13 protein-coding genes are annotated in these 15,990 nt (G+C 27.8%); 2 read left to right on the plus strand and 11 right to left on the minus strand.

The window, feature by feature from the left end; all coding sequences use genetic code 11:
• Positions 1–7: 7 nt before the first annotated feature.
• The 9 genes from K0039_RS10415 to K0039_RS10455 all read right to left on the minus strand — a co-directional run bounded on the left by K0039_RS10415 (position 8) and on the right by K0039_RS10455 (position 9,410).
• Positions 8–1,330, minus strand: coding sequence for a putative DNA modification/repair radical SAM protein (locus K0039_RS10415; RefSeq protein ID WP_228104988.1), 1,323 nt, complete (start codon positions 1,328–1,330; stop codon positions 8–10).
• A gap of 269 nt (positions 1,331–1,599) precedes the next feature.
• Positions 1,600–1,971: a hypothetical protein gene (locus K0039_RS10420; protein WP_228104989.1), complete on the minus strand. Its 372-nt coding sequence runs from the start codon at positions 1,969–1,971 to the stop codon at positions 1,600–1,602.
• A gap of 80 nt (positions 1,972–2,051) precedes the next feature.
• Positions 2,052–2,717 carry a DUF1847 domain-containing protein gene (locus K0039_RS10425; RefSeq protein WP_228104990.1) on the minus strand — a complete coding sequence of 222 codons (666 nt, stop codon included), beginning with the start codon at positions 2,715–2,717 and terminating at the stop codon, positions 2,052–2,054.
• A 270-nt stretch (positions 2,718–2,987) separates the two neighbouring features.
• Positions 2,988–4,784 (minus strand): ASKHA domain-containing protein, encoded by a 1,797-nt coding sequence (locus K0039_RS10430; protein ID WP_228104991.1) that lies wholly within the window; start codon positions 4,782–4,784, stop codon positions 2,988–2,990.
• Between the two features lie 75 nt (positions 4,785–4,859).
• Positions 4,860–5,399: a DUF2284 domain-containing protein gene (locus K0039_RS10435; RefSeq protein ID WP_228104992.1), complete on the minus strand. Its 540-nt coding sequence runs from the start codon at positions 5,397–5,399 to the stop codon at positions 4,860–4,862.
• 5 nt (positions 5,400–5,404) lie between these two features.
• A complete protein-coding gene (locus K0039_RS10440; protein ID WP_228104993.1) occupies positions 5,405–6,055 on the minus strand; it encodes a corrinoid protein in 651 nt (216 codons plus the stop codon).
• A gap of 57 nt (positions 6,056–6,112) precedes the next feature.
• Positions 6,113–6,916 (minus strand): methyltetrahydrofolate cobalamin methyltransferase, encoded by an 804-nt coding sequence (locus tag K0039_RS10445; protein ID WP_228104994.1) that lies wholly within the window; start codon positions 6,914–6,916, stop codon positions 6,113–6,115.
• Between the two features lie 21 nt (positions 6,917–6,937).
• Positions 6,938–8,017 carry a uroporphyrinogen decarboxylase family protein gene (locus K0039_RS10450; RefSeq protein WP_228104995.1) on the minus strand — a complete coding sequence of 360 codons (1,080 nt, stop codon included), beginning with the start codon at positions 8,015–8,017 and terminating at the stop codon, positions 6,938–6,940.
• Between the two features lie 25 nt (positions 8,018–8,042).
• Positions 8,043–9,410 carry an MFS transporter gene (locus K0039_RS10455; protein WP_228104996.1) on the minus strand — a complete coding sequence of 456 codons (1,368 nt, stop codon included), beginning with the start codon at positions 9,408–9,410 and terminating at the stop codon, positions 8,043–8,045.
• A 305-nt stretch (positions 9,411–9,715) separates the two neighbouring features.
• On the opposite strand from K0039_RS10455, the gene K0039_RS10460 reads away from it, so the two are divergent.
• Together K0039_RS10460 and K0039_RS10465 are read left to right on the plus strand one after the other, a co-directional pair.
• A complete protein-coding gene (locus tag K0039_RS10460; RefSeq protein WP_228104997.1) occupies positions 9,716–11,305 on the plus strand; it encodes a PucR family transcriptional regulator in 1,590 nt (529 codons plus the stop codon).
• Positions 11,286–12,830, plus strand: coding sequence for a PucR family transcriptional regulator (locus tag K0039_RS10465; protein WP_228104998.1), 1,545 nt, complete (start codon positions 11,286–11,288; stop codon positions 12,828–12,830). The genes K0039_RS10460 and K0039_RS10465 overlap by 20 nt, the downstream gene beginning before the upstream one ends.
• 38 nt (positions 12,831–12,868) lie before the next feature.
• On the opposite strand, the gene nrdF is transcribed toward K0039_RS10465, so the two are convergent.
• Both nrdF and nrdE read right to left on the minus strand, forming a co-directional pair.
• Entirely contained in the window at positions 12,869–13,840 is a 972-nt protein-coding gene (gene nrdF / locus K0039_RS10470; protein ID WP_228104999.1) for a class 1b ribonucleoside-diphosphate reductase subunit beta, read from the minus strand.
• Positions 13,841–13,852: 12 nt separating this feature from the next.
• Positions 13,853–15,952 (minus strand): class 1b ribonucleoside-diphosphate reductase subunit alpha, encoded by a 2,100-nt coding sequence (gene nrdE / locus K0039_RS10475; protein ID WP_228105000.1) that lies wholly within the window; start codon positions 15,950–15,952, stop codon positions 13,853–13,855.
• Positions 15,953–15,990: the final 38 nt, after the last annotated feature.

Genomic DNA, 15,990 nt, shown 5'->3' on the forward strand with positions numbered 1-15,990 from the left:
ATTCCTCCTATAGTTCTCCTATTACAGAAGAAAATATATCATCCACCTTTAATATGGCGGGTGAATAAGAAAATCCAGGCATATTAAAGAAGTTTAGTTGTTCTCCTTTGCTTTCTAATATATTTAAGTCTTCCTTAGGAGTTAATCTATTTCTTATAAGTGGTTCATCAAAGGATACATCCCCGTAGTATTTTCCACTACAAGTTATGAAATACTGTGCTCTTTTTAGAACTACACCTATTTTTTTTAAATCTTCAAAAGAAATATTTGAAACTCTGCGTATGGCCATTATTCTATTAACGGATCTTTCACCTATACCTGGAATTCTAAGTAGCATTTCTTTAGGTGCTTTGTTTATTTCCAGTGGAAATATATGAATATTTTGCAAAGCCCAATTAGTTTTAGGATCAAAATTTATATCAAGGTTTGGATTTTCTTCACTTAGCAATTCCTTAGCATTAAATCCATAAAATCTAAGAAGCCAGTCTGCTTGGTAAAGCCTATGCTCTCTCAGTGTTGGTGGATTTTTAATTTCTGGCAGTCTTTTGTCATTTGTTACTGGTACAAAAGCTGAGTAATAAACTCTCTTCAAGTTCATTTTTTTGTATAAGCTCTCACTTAAAGTTAGTATTTTTAAATCACTTTCTGGCGATGCTCCAACTATTAATTGTGTACTTTGCCCTCCAGGCACAAAACTTGGAGCATTTTTAAAGTTTTTTCTTTCACTATTATTTTGAATGATATTATTACTAATATGTTTCATTGGTAATAATATTTTATTTTTATCTTTGTCTGGAGCTAATATTTTTAGACTTTCTGATGATGGAAGCTCTATATTTACACTCATTCTATCGACTAAAAGACCTGCTTTATTTATTATATCTTGATCAGCACCAGGTATGGCCTTTAAATGTATATATCCATTAAAATTATGCTCATTTCTAAGTTTATAAACTGTTTCGTACAATTTTTCCATGGTGAAGTTGGCATTTTTTACTATGGCTGAACTTAGAAATAAGCCTTCAATATAATTTCTTTTATAAAAATTTATAGTTATATCACATATTTCATCTGGAGTAAATGTAGCTCTTGGAAAGTCGTTGGAAGTTCTACTTACACAATAACTACAATCGTAAATACAAACATTACTCATGAGAATTTTAAGAAGAGATACGCATCTTCCATCTGGTGTAAATGAGTGACAAATACCACTTATGGAAGCATTTCCTATACCTCCTTTTTTATTTTTTCTATTACTTCCACTTGAAGAACAAGATACATCGTATTTTGCAGCAGATGATAATATTTCAAGCTTTCTTTGTAAATCCAAAACTTCACCTCCTTTAAAAATATTTATGTTAAATTAATAAGTATATATTATTAATTGTAAAACTTCCTCTAAAGGAACATATGTTCCCATATTATAATTATAAGATTCTTTTATTATTTTTTCAATAGTAATATGTGATAATTCCATAAAAAAAGCAATTACTTTAGAAAGAAGTTTTCTAAAGTAATTGCTTTTTAATTCTTAATATATGTAAATTACACATCCTATTAAATTATAAATTCAATTTAAAATGAATTTATAAATAGTTACTAGTCTGTAAAACTTTCAATAGTTATATACATAAATCCTATTTTGTGGTAATGAATGTAGGCAGACTTATCTACCAACCATCCATCATTACCTTCTTCCCCATCTCCTGCATTCCAATCATTGTATGCCAGTTTTTTAGGCTTAACATCATAACGTGTTTCTACAAAAGTTCCTTCATCAGTATTAAATATTTTTGATGAGTTTATCTTATAATCACTTAATGAGCCTTGCTTATCTAAATAATTGCTACTTATTTTGTTTGAAATATCTTTTTCAGAAAAAATAAATGCTGGTCTAAATATTAAATATAATATCATAAAAATAAAGACTAATATTATTAATATGATTTTATAGTTATTTTGCATTTTCATTCAAATATTCCCCCTTTTAATATCAATAAGTTCCCCCCTTAAATAAATTTAACTATTTTATTTTCAATAGAAAGATAAATTTATTTATCATCATTCTCTACAAAAGAATTATCTTCAAAAACACGATGATAATAAGAATTTGATGTATAAAGTGCAGCAGCGGGATTGTGACCTAAAACCCTATCTTTTGTTACAAGAGTAGTTACTAATGCATTTGAATATTTGTAAAATAAACTATCATGACCTACGCAAAGTCCCATTACAATATTTAGTTGTGTATCTTCTGAATTTAACTTCTTAGCTTGGTAAATTGGATTACACATATTTGCTCCAACTTTTTTGCAAGATTCATTAATTCCCACGAGGTCTTTTTCCACAGCACCTGCCTTACATGCTATACCAAATACCTCAAATCCTTTTTTTCTCAAAATTGATGCAAGTATGCGAGATTCACTTATAAGTCCTACACAGGTTGCTATACCAACTTTTTCAAAATCCATTCGTTTTGCAAATTCAACAGTTTCCTCAACTCTAGTCATAATTCCATAATATTCGCTTTCAATATTAGCAGCATTTATCATTACATCATAGTTTTCTTTTTCTTCGTATAACTTCAATGCCTCTTTTAATATATTTTCATTTAAGTTATCTGTAGTTAAACAAAATTTAGGATATGATTTATTTTGCACATTGCAATTTAATACACCACAATCAATACAACTTCTTACAATTTCCTTTTCTTTCATCAAAATATACTCCTTTATTTATATTCCTATTTTTAAGTTTTTCAAATACTTGAATTTCATTATTTTTATACATAAAAATTCAATATTTGTTAAGTTACCACTATAGAATTATAGCATAATTTTCCATTTATTCTAATTAATAATTTAAAATATATAACTTTATATTTATAATTAATGAAAATAAAGGATATGAATAATATTATTTATAAAACATTGTTCATATCCTTGCTATCATTTTTCTTATCTTGTTTGATTTAATTCTACGCAACCTTACTCAAAAGTAATAGAATCAATATAAAACTCTTGAAAATCTTTACTTTGTGATAACTCTATATACTTACATTTATTTGTAATATTAATAATCTCTTCTCGTTTCTTTTCGTTTATTAAATAATTTATTGCACCTTTTCCTGCGCAGTTTCCAATGGATTTAATTTTATTTTTAAATCCCTTTGGTATCATCCCAATATTTACTGCACTTTCCACATCCATAAAATTTCCAAAGCCTCCACCAATATATACATGTTCTATATCATCATAGGTTAAGTTGCTTTTTTTTAGTAAAACTTTAATTCCTGCATTAATTGCCGCCTTTGCCAGCTGTACTTCCCTTATATCTTTTTGTGTAAAACTTATTTTCTTACTTTCATCTTCAAAAATCACAAATTCTTTCATATTGTTTTCTTCTTTTAATCTTTTACTTAAATTTTCATTTTTTATTTCATCCAAATCACAGATTCTTCCACTTTCATCTATTATCTCGTATTGTAATAATTGGCTACTTATATCTAAAACTCCTGAACCACAAATTCCACAAGGTGTTTTATTATTGATAGTTTTATAAATTGTATTCTTATTAAGATCAATACTACTTATTGCTCCATCTATGCCTCCTACTCCATATTTAATATTTGCTCCTTCAAAGGCAGGTCCTGCTGCTGTAGAACAAGTAAACACTGTTTCCTTGTTTCCCAGAGCCATTTCTCCATTTGTACCTATATCCAACAGTAGAGAATATTTTTCTTTTTCACAAATATTTGAAGATAAAATTCCTGCACTTATGTCACTACCCACATAAGCTGAGATACCTGGAGGGAAACTTACTATGCCATTTATGTTTATATCTAAATCAGAAGATAAACATTCATAAGTTTCAGTTAAAGTAGGTATAAAAGGGGCAAGAGCTATGTTTTTACAATTAAGCTTCATAAATAAATGAATCATTGTTGTATTCCCCACTACTACTAAATTGTAAATTTCTTCTTTATTTATTTTATTATCTTCACTAATTTTATCTATCATTTCATTTATTTCATCTATTATACATTTGTTCAACTCATTAATTCCATTTTTATTTTCAATGGTGTAGTTAATTCTAGAAATCACATCACCACCATAGGCTCTTTGATTGTTAACTTTAGATAGGACTGATATAATGTCTCCATTATTTAAATCAATTAAATAAAGTGCTATGGTTGTAGTTCCTAAATCTATGGCAACTCCATATTTATATTTTCTTCTATCATTACCTTGAATATGAAGTAACTTATTTTTGTAAGTAGCAAGGGTTATTTTATAGTCATTTTCTTCTAAAATTTCACTTATATTTTGTAAATCTTTTATGTTTATTTCCAAATCTATATTCAAACTTTCTTTTAATCTTTTTATATCATCTCTTTGATCTTTCAATGTTGGTTTTTTTAACTCAATATAATGTTTTTTTATATTTGTATCAAGATTATCAAAATTATCATAGACATCTGTTAAAACATAAATATTATCTTTATTATTTATTATTTCAATTTCCATGTCATCTTCCAAATTTATCATGCAAGCCAATCTTATTTTTTCTTTCAATTCTTCTTTACTTAAATATTTTTCATCGCTTTTAGTAGTTTTCAAATAATTATATTTTAAAACCTTTACTTTGCATTTACCGCATTTTCCTTTTGCTCCACAGTTATTATTTACTTCTATATTATTTTCTCTTAAGACTTTTAGTAGATTATCATTTTTATTAACATAAATTGTTTTAGTGATTTCTTTATTTTTAATGCTTATTTTCATAAAATTTCCTCCCCATTATTTACTTTTATTTTAAAAATCCCCCCTCACTTAAAAATGAGGAAGGATTTGTGGGAGCTATTTAATTACAAAACAAGATGTATATGCAATTTTATTTGGCCCATAGTAGTATTTAATATTATTAGATTTGCAAATATCACTAACTAACATCCCATAAGCTTCCATTGAAGATACACATTTTTGAGGAAACCTGCATGGCTCATTAGGATATGTACATTTTGAACAAATGGTACAACATCCAGTTCCAAAAGCCATAGAATTTTCATATTTTTCTTTAATTATTTCATAAAGTTCATATAAATTTTTTTTATGTTTCTCTTCAATTTCCATCATAGTTTCAAAATCAAGAGAGTCTTCAATTTCTCCTATTGTTTGAACTATTATTCCCTTTGAATAATTAGCTAATTTTTTTCGCCCTTCTTCCAAAGCGATACAACCTGGTGGACAAGACCAATTAGTATTATATTTATTACATTTGTTATCTTCACACATATCTCTTACTTCATACATCAATTTAATAGTAGAAACATCTAAATATGCTACTTCATTAAATCCATAAATTTTTGCCTTTTTAATTATTTCATTTATATATTTCATATAATTTATGCACTTGCATTTTCTAATACAAACTTTTTAGCCATTTGAGCTGCAGAAGCTGCATCTTCTGTATAAGCATCTGCACCAATTTCAGTAGCAAATTCTTGTGTTATTGGGGCTCCACCAACCATTACTTTAATATTATTTCTTAAGTTGCATCCATTTAATGCTTGAACCGTTTCTTTTAAAGCTGGCATTGTTGTAGTTAATAGAGCTGATGCTGCTACTATTTTTGTATCTGGATTTTCTTCTAAAGTAGATATAAACTTATCAGGTGACACATCAACACCTAAATCTATGACTTCAAATCCTGAACTTTCCAACATCATTATAACAAGATTCTTGCCTATATCATGTAAATCACCTGCTACTGTTCCCATTATTACTTTACCTATAGAAATGGAATTGTCTCCTCCTAAATGTGGTTTTAATACTTCAACTCCCTTTTTCATAGCACGAGCAGCTACTAACATTTCAGGTACAAATATTTCATTTTTAGTGAATTTATCTCCAACTATACTCATAGCCTCTATCATACCCTTGTTTAATATTTCATTAGGTTCACAACCTGCTTGTAAAGCTTGTTCAACTAATTCTCCTATTTTTTTAGATTTTCCTCCTTGTACTGCTTTTGAAATAGCTTCTATATTTGACATAATAATATCCCCTTTCAACCATTGTAAATTTCAAAATATCATATTTAATTTGTGTTTTTATTTTTTATTACCTATTAACCCTTCTCTATAAGCTCCTATATATTCTAAACAAAATTCATCTTCCTCTAACAAGGCTTCTGTTGCATATATAAGTCCTAACATATCTCTATTTGTAGGATCTACTATAGCTGAGTCCATACCTGCATTTCTTGCTAGAACCATAAATGCTTGGTTTATTAATTTTCTTGCAGGCAAACCAAAAGATATGTTACTTAACCCACTAGTTATATGAATTGTTGGATATTCTTTTTTAATTCTTCTACAGCACTCTGCAAAAGTAGTTAAAGCTGTTTCGTCTGTCCCTAGTGTTACTACCAAAGGATCTATATGAAGTCTAGATGGATCTATATTATATTCCTTGGCCTTGGCCATTATATTTTCAAATACTTCCATTCTTCTTTCCACTGAATTTGGAATTCCTTTGTCATCACAAAGTAGTGCTACACATTCCCACTTAGTATTAGCTATTACAGGAAAGATTACATCTATCTTCTCTCCTTCTAAAGATACAGAATTTATAATTCCTTCTCTTTTACAAAATGGGATAGCTTTTACACAAGAATGTGGACTTGGAGAATCTATACAAATAGGTACATCTGTTACTTCTTGAACTAATTCTATCATCCATTTTAAAGTTTCAACTTCCATATCTTCTGGCACAGATGCACATACATCTATGTATGTAGCATTGGCCTCTGCCTGAATTTTTGCCCTATGTTTTATAAATTCATTATCTTTATTAATAATAGCTTCTCCAACTACTGGGATTGAGCCATTTAACTTTTCACCTATTATAATCATTTTTATTCCTCCAATTAAAGATTATTCTCCACAGTAGAATTTACGAGATTCTCTGTATATGATTTCTTGACCTTTTGAGTATCTTTCTTGGTTTGGCTCACGATACCACATTACATATCTTCCATCTTTTCCAAACTCTTTAATCCTATCTATTAAAGCTTTTTCATACTCTTCATCAGATAATTGACCCTCTGGGTCTGGTGAAAATGCACTGACTTGTGGTAACTTATCGCCATATTTTTCAAGTAAAGCTATTTTATCGTTACAGCAGTCTTGGCCTTCCCAGAAATCAAATCCTACTTTAATAAAGTTTTCTATTTGATTTTCTACAGAGCCACAAGAATGGAAACTAACTAATAATCCCATTTCATGGGCTGCATCAACAATTTTCTTATAAGGAGGTAGCATTACTTCTTCAAAAGTTGATGGTGAGAAGAATGAACTTCTTTGAGTACCCATATCGTCATGGAATATGATTATATCTGCATGATATACCTCCTTTGCTATTTTAAACAAGTCAATTAACCAGTCTGCTAGTTTATCATAAAACTCTCCTAATGCTTCTTCCTCTTCTAATAAATAACAAAATGTATCTTCAAAACTAGTTAAGTCAGCAGTTCTTTCAAATAATCCATTTACTATAGCAAACATTGTAGCTCTAGTAGGGTCTAGTGCATCCTTGTAATTTTCTTCATAATCTTTTTGCCAATCTATATCATTTAAATCTGGAAATACTAATTCTTCTTTCCATTTAGTTATATCGCTAAGTCTTCTTGTTCCTGGTTTAACCATAGCTGCATTTGTAAGAGGTTCATATTCCCACTCTATTCCAAACCAGTCTTTACCACCTTTCCATCTTGCAAGAGCATCTGGCATAACTAATGGCTGGATAAAGTTTATATCTCCTCCCATTACAGGTAACCAAAGCGGCATTTCATTATTTGCTATTCTAAGAAGATTTTCCTTTTCACTAATAGGAGTATCAAACTTATATGTTTGTATTTTTACACCTCCGTAAGGTGGTGGTACTATATTATTTAATTTTTTATTTTCAACTTCCTTTTCATTAAATTCATACTTACTTACTGCTTTTGAACTCATACTATTTCCCCCTTATTTTTATAAATCAAATATTTTTTCCTCTTTCTTGTAATGCTTTTTCCATCATTGTTACATCGCTATCTTTTATTTTATAAGCAAGCAATGGCAATATAGATACTACTAGGAATACAATAGGTACAAGCAAGAATAACATTTTTATACCATTTTCTATTGGTGCTGTAATTACTCCGTCTGGGTTATATGCTATGGCTGCTAACACAGCAGGTATTACTGCACCTCTTACGGCTATGGATATTTTTATTGCTAAAGAACTAAATGACATGATTATTGCTTTTGTATTTTTACCCGTTTTGTATTCACTATAAGTACCACAGTTTGAGTAAAGACTTGTTGTATTTCCATAAGCTATACCAAAGAATATTTGACCTATTCCAAGAAGTATAGTAACCATAAATTTGTTGGCTGGTAAGAAGTATATTAATACTAAAGCTGCTGCAAAACCCGCAACACCGATTAAATTTGTGTATTTACTTCCTATTTTAGAAACAACATTTTTAGAGCAAAGAGAACCTATTAAAGCTCCTACATTAAATACTACTAAAATTAAAGATACAGAACCTGGATCTTTTAATACTACTTTTGCATAATAAGCAACGGAAGCCATTAAAGTGTAATAACCTATTAATTTTAGAAAATCATACATTAATACAAATAATAACTGAGGATTTGTAGATATTCCTTTTGCCATATCTTTAAATGTGACTCTTTTTGCGCTTGAAGTAGCTTCCCCTTCTTCAAGTTGTAAGTCATAACCTTTTGTAATTACATAATGTATGAAGTAACAAATAGTAAATCCTATAGATGCTACTAAAGCTGTTAAAGTATATCCTATGACTCCTGTTGATGATGAAAATATACCTAAGAAGAAAATATTTAGAACTGGTACAAAGTAAGAAGCAATTATTTTACCTGCTGAAGAACCAGCTGAAATTCTTCCTGATAAAAATGCTCTTTCATCTGCATCATCTGATAATATACCAACCATTGTTCTATTTGCTGTCCAACATATATTCCATATGGCATGACTTAAAATATAACCGGCTCCACATAGAAGTGCTGCTGTAGTATCACTACCTATCTTTGTAAACATAAGTACAAATAATGCTACTATAAATGGTGGACAATAAATAAGCCAAGGTCTATATTTACCACTTTTGAAATGAACTTTATCGATTATGACTCCTGCAAGCATGGCTGTAACTGCATCTGTAATTCCCGCTATAGATGTTATGGCTGCAGTAAGTACTAAAGGAAGCTTTGCCACGTCTGTCAAGAATATTACAAAGAACGTAGTTTCAACAGTACTCATAAAAGAAAATCCAACTTCACTTATTCCCCACAAGTTTCTTATCTGCTTGTTAATCTTCTTCATATACTCACCCCTTCACAATTATTTTAAATTTTCTAAGTACTTTATTTCTTTTATTAACTAAATTATAAAATCCATAATTTGTATACACAACGTAAGTATTTACAAATATTTTTTATAAATTTCACAGATTTGTATATTAATTTTTTGTTTAATTATTATAAAATTCTTAATATTTTTTGTTGTATATGGACAAAAACATTTTTAACTTTTAGTAATATTCAACTTTGTTTTTTTGTAGTAAGAAATAGTTCTAAAACTATGTTAATATTTAAATGTGGTAACTTTTATAAAAGGAGGATATTTCTTTGATCACAATAAAAAAGATTGCAGACAAGTTATGTGACTATGATATAAATACATCTATAATAAAAGACTGTGAATTAATTGATTTTAGATATTTATCAAAAAGAATTTCAAATTTCAATCCTTATAGCCTTTATATTTTTAAAGCCAGTAATTTACCAAATGAAATAATATGTCAAGAGAAAATAAACTTTTTAATAATAAAGGATAAGCCACTTCCAAGTTTTTTATTAGAAGAAACTACAAAGGAAAAATATAATTACATAATATTAAACAATAAGGAATTGCCAATTTACAAATTAATTTATATTGTTCAAGATATTTTTAACTTAAATACTTCTTTAATTTCTTTTCAGGAAGATATTTTAAATGCCATTTTCAATTCAAAATCAATAGATGACATTATTAAAATAAGTTTTAATTATTTAAAAAATCCCATAATACTTTTAAATTCCATGTATCACACTTGCTCTTATTATTATGGTGAAATAGTTATAGATGATCCTTCTTGGAATTATCAATTAAAAATGAGCATTCCACATCCTATATACTCTTTACTCTATAATCAAAATACAAAAAATCGTAAGATGGGAGAAAATAAAGAAGAAATAATTACTACTTTTTTTCCTGAGGTAATGAAATATAAAGAAATGACAATTCCTATTGTTCATGATAATTTCACCATTGCTAGAATAAGTGTATTGGAGTGTAATAATGCTCTAAATGATCGTGATTTTGAAATACTTAAAACACTTGGAAAGTTAATTTATCCCTTACTTTTGTTTGATAAACGTTTCTTAGTGGAAGATAATACTGAATTTGATAACATAATGAACTATTTACTTAAAACAACAAATCCAAATAAAGTGCTTCTTAAAAACTCATTATCAACTCTTAATATTGATAATTCAAATAATAAATATTTACTTATTTTAAGAGATAATGACAATGTAAATTCAAAAACAAAAATAAATTATGTAAAACAGTATATTGCATCTTTATTTTCAAAACATATTGTTTTTGTTTATAAAAATAGCATAATTGTAATTTATAATAATAAAAATTCTTATAAAAAGTTCTGTGAGTCTGATGAATATGAAGATTTTATAAAATCAATAAAAGATTATACTTTAAAAGTTGGTGTTAGCAAGTTATTTAATAGCTCTGAAAGTTTTAAAATTGCTTATGATCAATGTGAAAAAGCCATTTGTTTCGGTGAATTAATTAATAAAAAAGAAGATTCTCCATATTACTTTGATGATTATGTTATTTTTAATATAATCTTATCTTTTTTAGAAAAAAGAGATTTGAATAATCTTTTAGATTCAAAGTTGAAAGATTTAATCTTAAGTAATAGCAACGATTTATATTATACTTTATACTCTTATATTCAATGTAGAGGTGATACAAAGCTGACTTCTGAAAAATTAAATATACATTATAATACTCTAAAATATCGACTTAATAAAATAGAAAACTTATTTAATATGGATTTGGGTGATGAAGATTATTTGGTCAAACTAAAACTTTCGTTTAATGCTTTAGATATGAAAAAACTTGGAGGTGCTATAAATGTCCACCACTATGAATGAAATAAGTAAATATTTATTAAAATATAAACCTAAAGTTTTAATCCAAGAAAACATAACTATTTCCAATTACTACTATTTACATAATAAACTTAATGACTTTAACTCCAACTGCTTATATGTTTGTAAGTCTTCTCAATTACCAAATAATATTAATAATAATGACATAATAAATTTACTAATAATTTTAGATGCTCCTTTGCCCTCCTATTTACAGTGGTGGGATAGATATAATTTAATTTTGCTGGAAGAAAATAGTTGTAACATATATGTACTTTTGGAGAAACTTCAAGATTTAATAAATATGGATAGCACTTTAAATCACCTTACAACAAAACTAATAGACGGTATTTCTAAAAATTTACCTATTAACGAATTAATAGCCATCGTTTATAATTATTTAAAAAATCCAATTCTGCTTACTAATACTTGTGGCTATGTATTGTCTTCTTATGTGGGAGATGATCCTATTGACGAGCCTATTTGGGAAGAACAAATAGGTACTGGGTATGCAGATGTTAGTTATTTAAAAAATATATATTATGATTTAAATTTTAGACAATCTATTTCTTTCTTTAATCAACCCATAATGGTGGATTATACAGATATGATGAACCATAGAATGTTAATTTCCACATTAAAAAAGGAAAATTTTAATGTAGCCAATATTCATGTATTAGAAGTAAATAAACCTTTTTCAAGAATTGATATGAAAATTCTAGATATGTTAAATAAAATACTTCTACCCTTAATTTCAAATGATAGTAGAATTGTTCTTTCAAAGCAAAGTCCCTTTGATTATCTTTTTTACTATTTAGTAAATTGTAAAGAGTATGATGAAAATTATATTAACGATTATTCTAATATTTTCGACTTAAATTTGAAAAATGATCTACTTTTAATTTATATAGAAGATTTAAGTCATATAGATTCGTATCAGAAATTAAAGTATTTATATGATATGATAAGTCACATATTTTATAATAACTACATTTACTTTTATGATAATAAAATATTCATTCTTTATAAAGGAAGTAAAAAGCTAAAAGAAGATGAACATAGATTATTTACTCAATTTTTAAAAGAAAATAATTTAAAAGCTGGTGTTAGTCAGCCTTTTGTAAATTTAAAAGATTTTAAGAATGCAAATTATCAAGGAATTAAAGCCATTTATGTATCAAAAAAAATGAATAGAGGTGAATACATTTCTTATTACAATGATTTTATAATTAATAATTTAGTATTTACTTTTATTAGAAATAACAATATGAATGATTTAATTGACATTGCTTTAATGGATTTTATTGGTGAAAGTAATGAGGAGGTTGTTGAAACATTAAAAATTTATTGTGAAAATAATGGTGATATGCAAAAAACTTCTGGCGAGCTACATATTCATTATAATACTTTAAAATACAGACTTCAAAAGATTAAAGATTTATACTGTATGGATATTTTTGATAGTGATTATATTCTAAAACTAAAGTTATCTTTTTTAGCTTTAGATTTTCTTCAAAGCAAGATATAAAAAAGTACCCTATATTTTATAGGGTACTTTCTATATTCTTATATTATAAAGTCTTCGTCTTTTAATTCTTCGTATATACCCTTTTGATATCCATTGCCTTTTGTAGAGAAGAAATCATGTGTCTTGGTTTCTGTACTTAGACCATTTAAAACTATTGGATTTACAGGTTTTACTTCGTAGTAATCTTCAAATCCTAAATTTTCAAGTGCTCTATTTGCGTTATATTGTAAGAAGCTTATAACCTCTTCTTCTAGGTTGCTGTCTTTATAAATAAGCTTGGTATATTCTATTTCATTTTCCATAAGGTCGTTAAAAATTTTATACATCTTATTATTTAATTGTCTTTTTTCTTCTTCATTGAAGCTTTCATATTTTTCTTTTGCAAGAAGTCCTATATACTTTCCATGTAGTGATTCATCTCTTAAAATAAGTGATATTATCTCTCCACTTGATACCATTTTTCCTTGTCCTGCTAAAAATAGCGGGTAGAAAAATCCTGAATAAAATAGAAAACTTTCTAGAAATACACTTGTTACCATGGATAAATATAAACTTTTTTCATCATTTGTATTTTCGTATTGTTCTAAAATTAACTGTGCTTTTCTTTGTAGAGTTTTTTCTTCTTCTATCCATTCAAATAAGTCATCTATTTCTCTATTTGAAAGTAGAGTTGTAAATATTGATGAATAACTTTTTGCATGAATTTCTTCCATAGTTCCCATAAATGAAAGTACAGCCTTTCTTTGAAGGTTATCTGTTAAACTCATCATGGAAGGTATTCCGTTGTTTCCCTGTTTTGTATCAAGTAGTGTTAAGCCTGCTAAAACTTTTTTATATAAGTCTCTTTCCTTTTCACTTAGGTCATTCCAAACTTTTAAATCCTTTGATACAGAAATTTCTTCTGGAAGCCAAAACTGCTTCACATTTTGTTCCCAAAAGGCTTGTGTAAAATTGTCATCTTCTTTGTTCCAGTTTACTGCTTTGTGTATTTTATTTAAAGTAAATGTCATAATTTTCTCTCCCTATACAGAACACATTAGACATTCATTATCATCTCTTGTCATTTTTGTTCTTGTGTAATATAAACTTTTTAAACCTTTTTTATAAGCATAAATATAATATCTTGCTATATCTCTAGTTGTTTTGTCATCTGTTACAAATAATGTGGTAGATATTCCTTGGTCCACATGACTTTGAGTTGCTGCTACTATGTCTATAACTTTTCTCATGTCCATTCTATAAGCTGATTGATAGTAAAGCATGTTCTCATTAGTTAAAAATGGCATAGGATAAATTGTTGTAGAATCTCCATAAGTTCTAACTTCCACTGGCTCTGTTATTGGCATTATACTGCTTGTGGCATTTTGCACGTAGCTAATGCTTTGTGTTGGTGCTATTGCTGTTAAATAGGCGTTGTATATACCATTTTCTTTTACTTCATCTAATAGTTTTGACCAGTCATTTATAGTCGGAATATAAATACCTTCAAACAATTCTTTTGTTTTATCAGTCTTTGGTAAATAACTTTCATTGTAGTATTTTGATAAAACTTCACTATCCTTACCTTTTGCATATTCTGATTTTTCAAATCCGACAAAAGTTTCTTTTCTTTTTATTGCTATATTCATAGATGCTTTTATGGCATAAAATCTTATCATAGCAAAGAATACATTACAAAAATCCACAGCTTCTTCAGAGGTATAAAGTATATTTTCTCTAACTAAATATCCATGTAAGTTCATTGCTCCAAGGCCTATAGAATGTGATTTATCATTTCCATTTTTTACTGTTGGAACTTGTTTTATATTAGTTTTATCTGAAACAAAAGTTAAGGATTTTATGGCTGTTTCTACTGTTTTTTCTATATCTTTATTGTCCATAACATTTGCTATATTTAATGATCCTAAGTTACAACTTATATCTTGTCCCCATATGTTGTCTTCTGTATAACCATTTATGTGTGAAGGTGTTTGATATTGGAATATTTCACAACATAAGTTTGACATTTTTATAAGTCCTAAATCTTTTAAAGTATGTTCTTTATTTGCTGTGTCTATAAAAATAACATAAGGATAGCCACTTTCTTGTTGCATCTGTGCTATTTTAGTAAGCATTTGTCTAGGATTAATTTCTTTTTTTCTTATATCCTTATCATTTACAAGCTTGTCATACCATTCATCCATTTTCATATCATCTAAGTGAATTTTATACTTTTTGTATACACTGTATGGATAAAATGCGTAAGCTTTCTCATTTTTTTCTGCTAATTCCATAAATTTATTGTGAATTATAGCACCTAAAGATAAAGTAGTTAATCTTATTTTTTCGTCTGCATTTATTTTCTTTGTATCCATTAATAATTCAAAATCTGGATGGAATACACTTAAATAAACTGCTCCTGCTCCTTGTCTAGCTCCCATCTGATTAAAGTAACTAAATGATTGCTCAAGCATTTTTGCAACTCCAACAGGACCTCCAGCTGCTCCTTCAATTCCTTTTATAGGATCTCCACATGCTCTTAGCCTACTTAAATTTAGAGCTACTCCTCCACCTATTTTAGATAAATGGTTGGCAGAAGATATTGCATAAGAAATTCCCTCTGTGCTATCTTCCACTGAAAGTAAAAAACAAGATACCATCTCACCTGCTCTTGCTCTTCCTGCATTTAAAAATGTTGGAGTGGCTGGCTGAAACTCTTGTTTTATTAATTTATCTGCTAAATTTAAAGTTAAATCCTCGTCTCCATCACCTAAGGCTAGTGATACTATTAAAACCTTGTCATTGTATGTTTCTAATATTGTTTTGTTATCGTCACTTTTTAGGGCATAGTTTTGATAAAATTTATTAGCACTCATATAAGATTGGAATTTAAAATCGCAATTTTTTATATGAGTGTACATCTTTTCTATAAAGTCTATGCTGTATTTATTTATTACTTCTTTGCTGTAATAATCATTCTCTATTAAATAATTTAATCTTTCTTCTATGCTATTGAAATTTTTTAATCTTGGATTTACATATTCATCTAAATAACTTTCTAAAGCTTCTTTGTCTTTCTCTAATTGATATTTTCCTTCATTGTCTTTTATTATGACTTGGTTGTTAAGTTCTATCCAGTTCATCTTTACCTTCCTTTTATAAGCTTAATTATATGTATTTT

Origin of the sequence: Terrisporobacter mayombei, from assembly GCF_020748465.1 — a bacterium.
GTDB classification, from domain to species: domain Bacteria; phylum Bacillota; class Clostridia; order Peptostreptococcales; family Peptostreptococcaceae; genus Terrisporobacter; species Terrisporobacter mayombei.

Coding starts and splice junctions, on each gene's coding strand:
- K0039_RS10420 (WP_228104989.1), bottom strand. CDS start 1,971: ATGAAAATGCAAAATAACTATAAAATCATATTAATAATATTAGTCTTT.
- K0039_RS10425 (WP_228104990.1), bottom strand. CDS start 2,717: ATGAAAGAAAAGGAAATTGTAAGAAGTTGTATTGATTGTGGTGTATTA.
- K0039_RS10430 (WP_228104991.1), bottom strand. CDS start 4,784: ATGAAAATAAGCATTAAAAATAAAGAAATCACTAAAACAATTTATGTT.
- K0039_RS10435 (WP_228104992.1), bottom strand. CDS start 5,399: ATGAAATATATAAATGAAATAATTAAAAAGGCAAAAATTTATGGATTT.
- K0039_RS10440 (WP_228104993.1), bottom strand. CDS start 6,055: ATGTCAAATATAGAAGCTATTTCAAAAGCAGTACAAGGAGGAAAATCT.
- K0039_RS10445 (WP_228104994.1), bottom strand. CDS start 6,916: ATGATTATAATAGGTGAAAAGTTAAATGGCTCAATCCCAGTAGTTGGA.
- K0039_RS10450 (WP_228104995.1), bottom strand. CDS start 8,017: ATGAGTTCAAAAGCAGTAAGTAAGTATGAATTTAATGAAAAGGAAGTT.
- K0039_RS10455 (WP_228104996.1), bottom strand. CDS start 9,410: ATGAAGAAGATTAACAAGCAGATAAGAAACTTGTGGGGAATAAGTGAA.
- K0039_RS10465 (WP_228104998.1), top strand. CDS start 11,286: ATGTCCACCACTATGAATGAAATAAGTAAATATTTATTAAAATATAAA.
- nrdF (WP_228104999.1), bottom strand. CDS start 13,840: ATGACATTTACTTTAAATAAAATACACAAAGCAGTAAACTGGAACAAA.
- nrdE (WP_228105000.1), bottom strand. CDS start 15,952: ATGAACTGGATAGAACTTAACAACCAAGTCATAATAAAAGACAATGAA.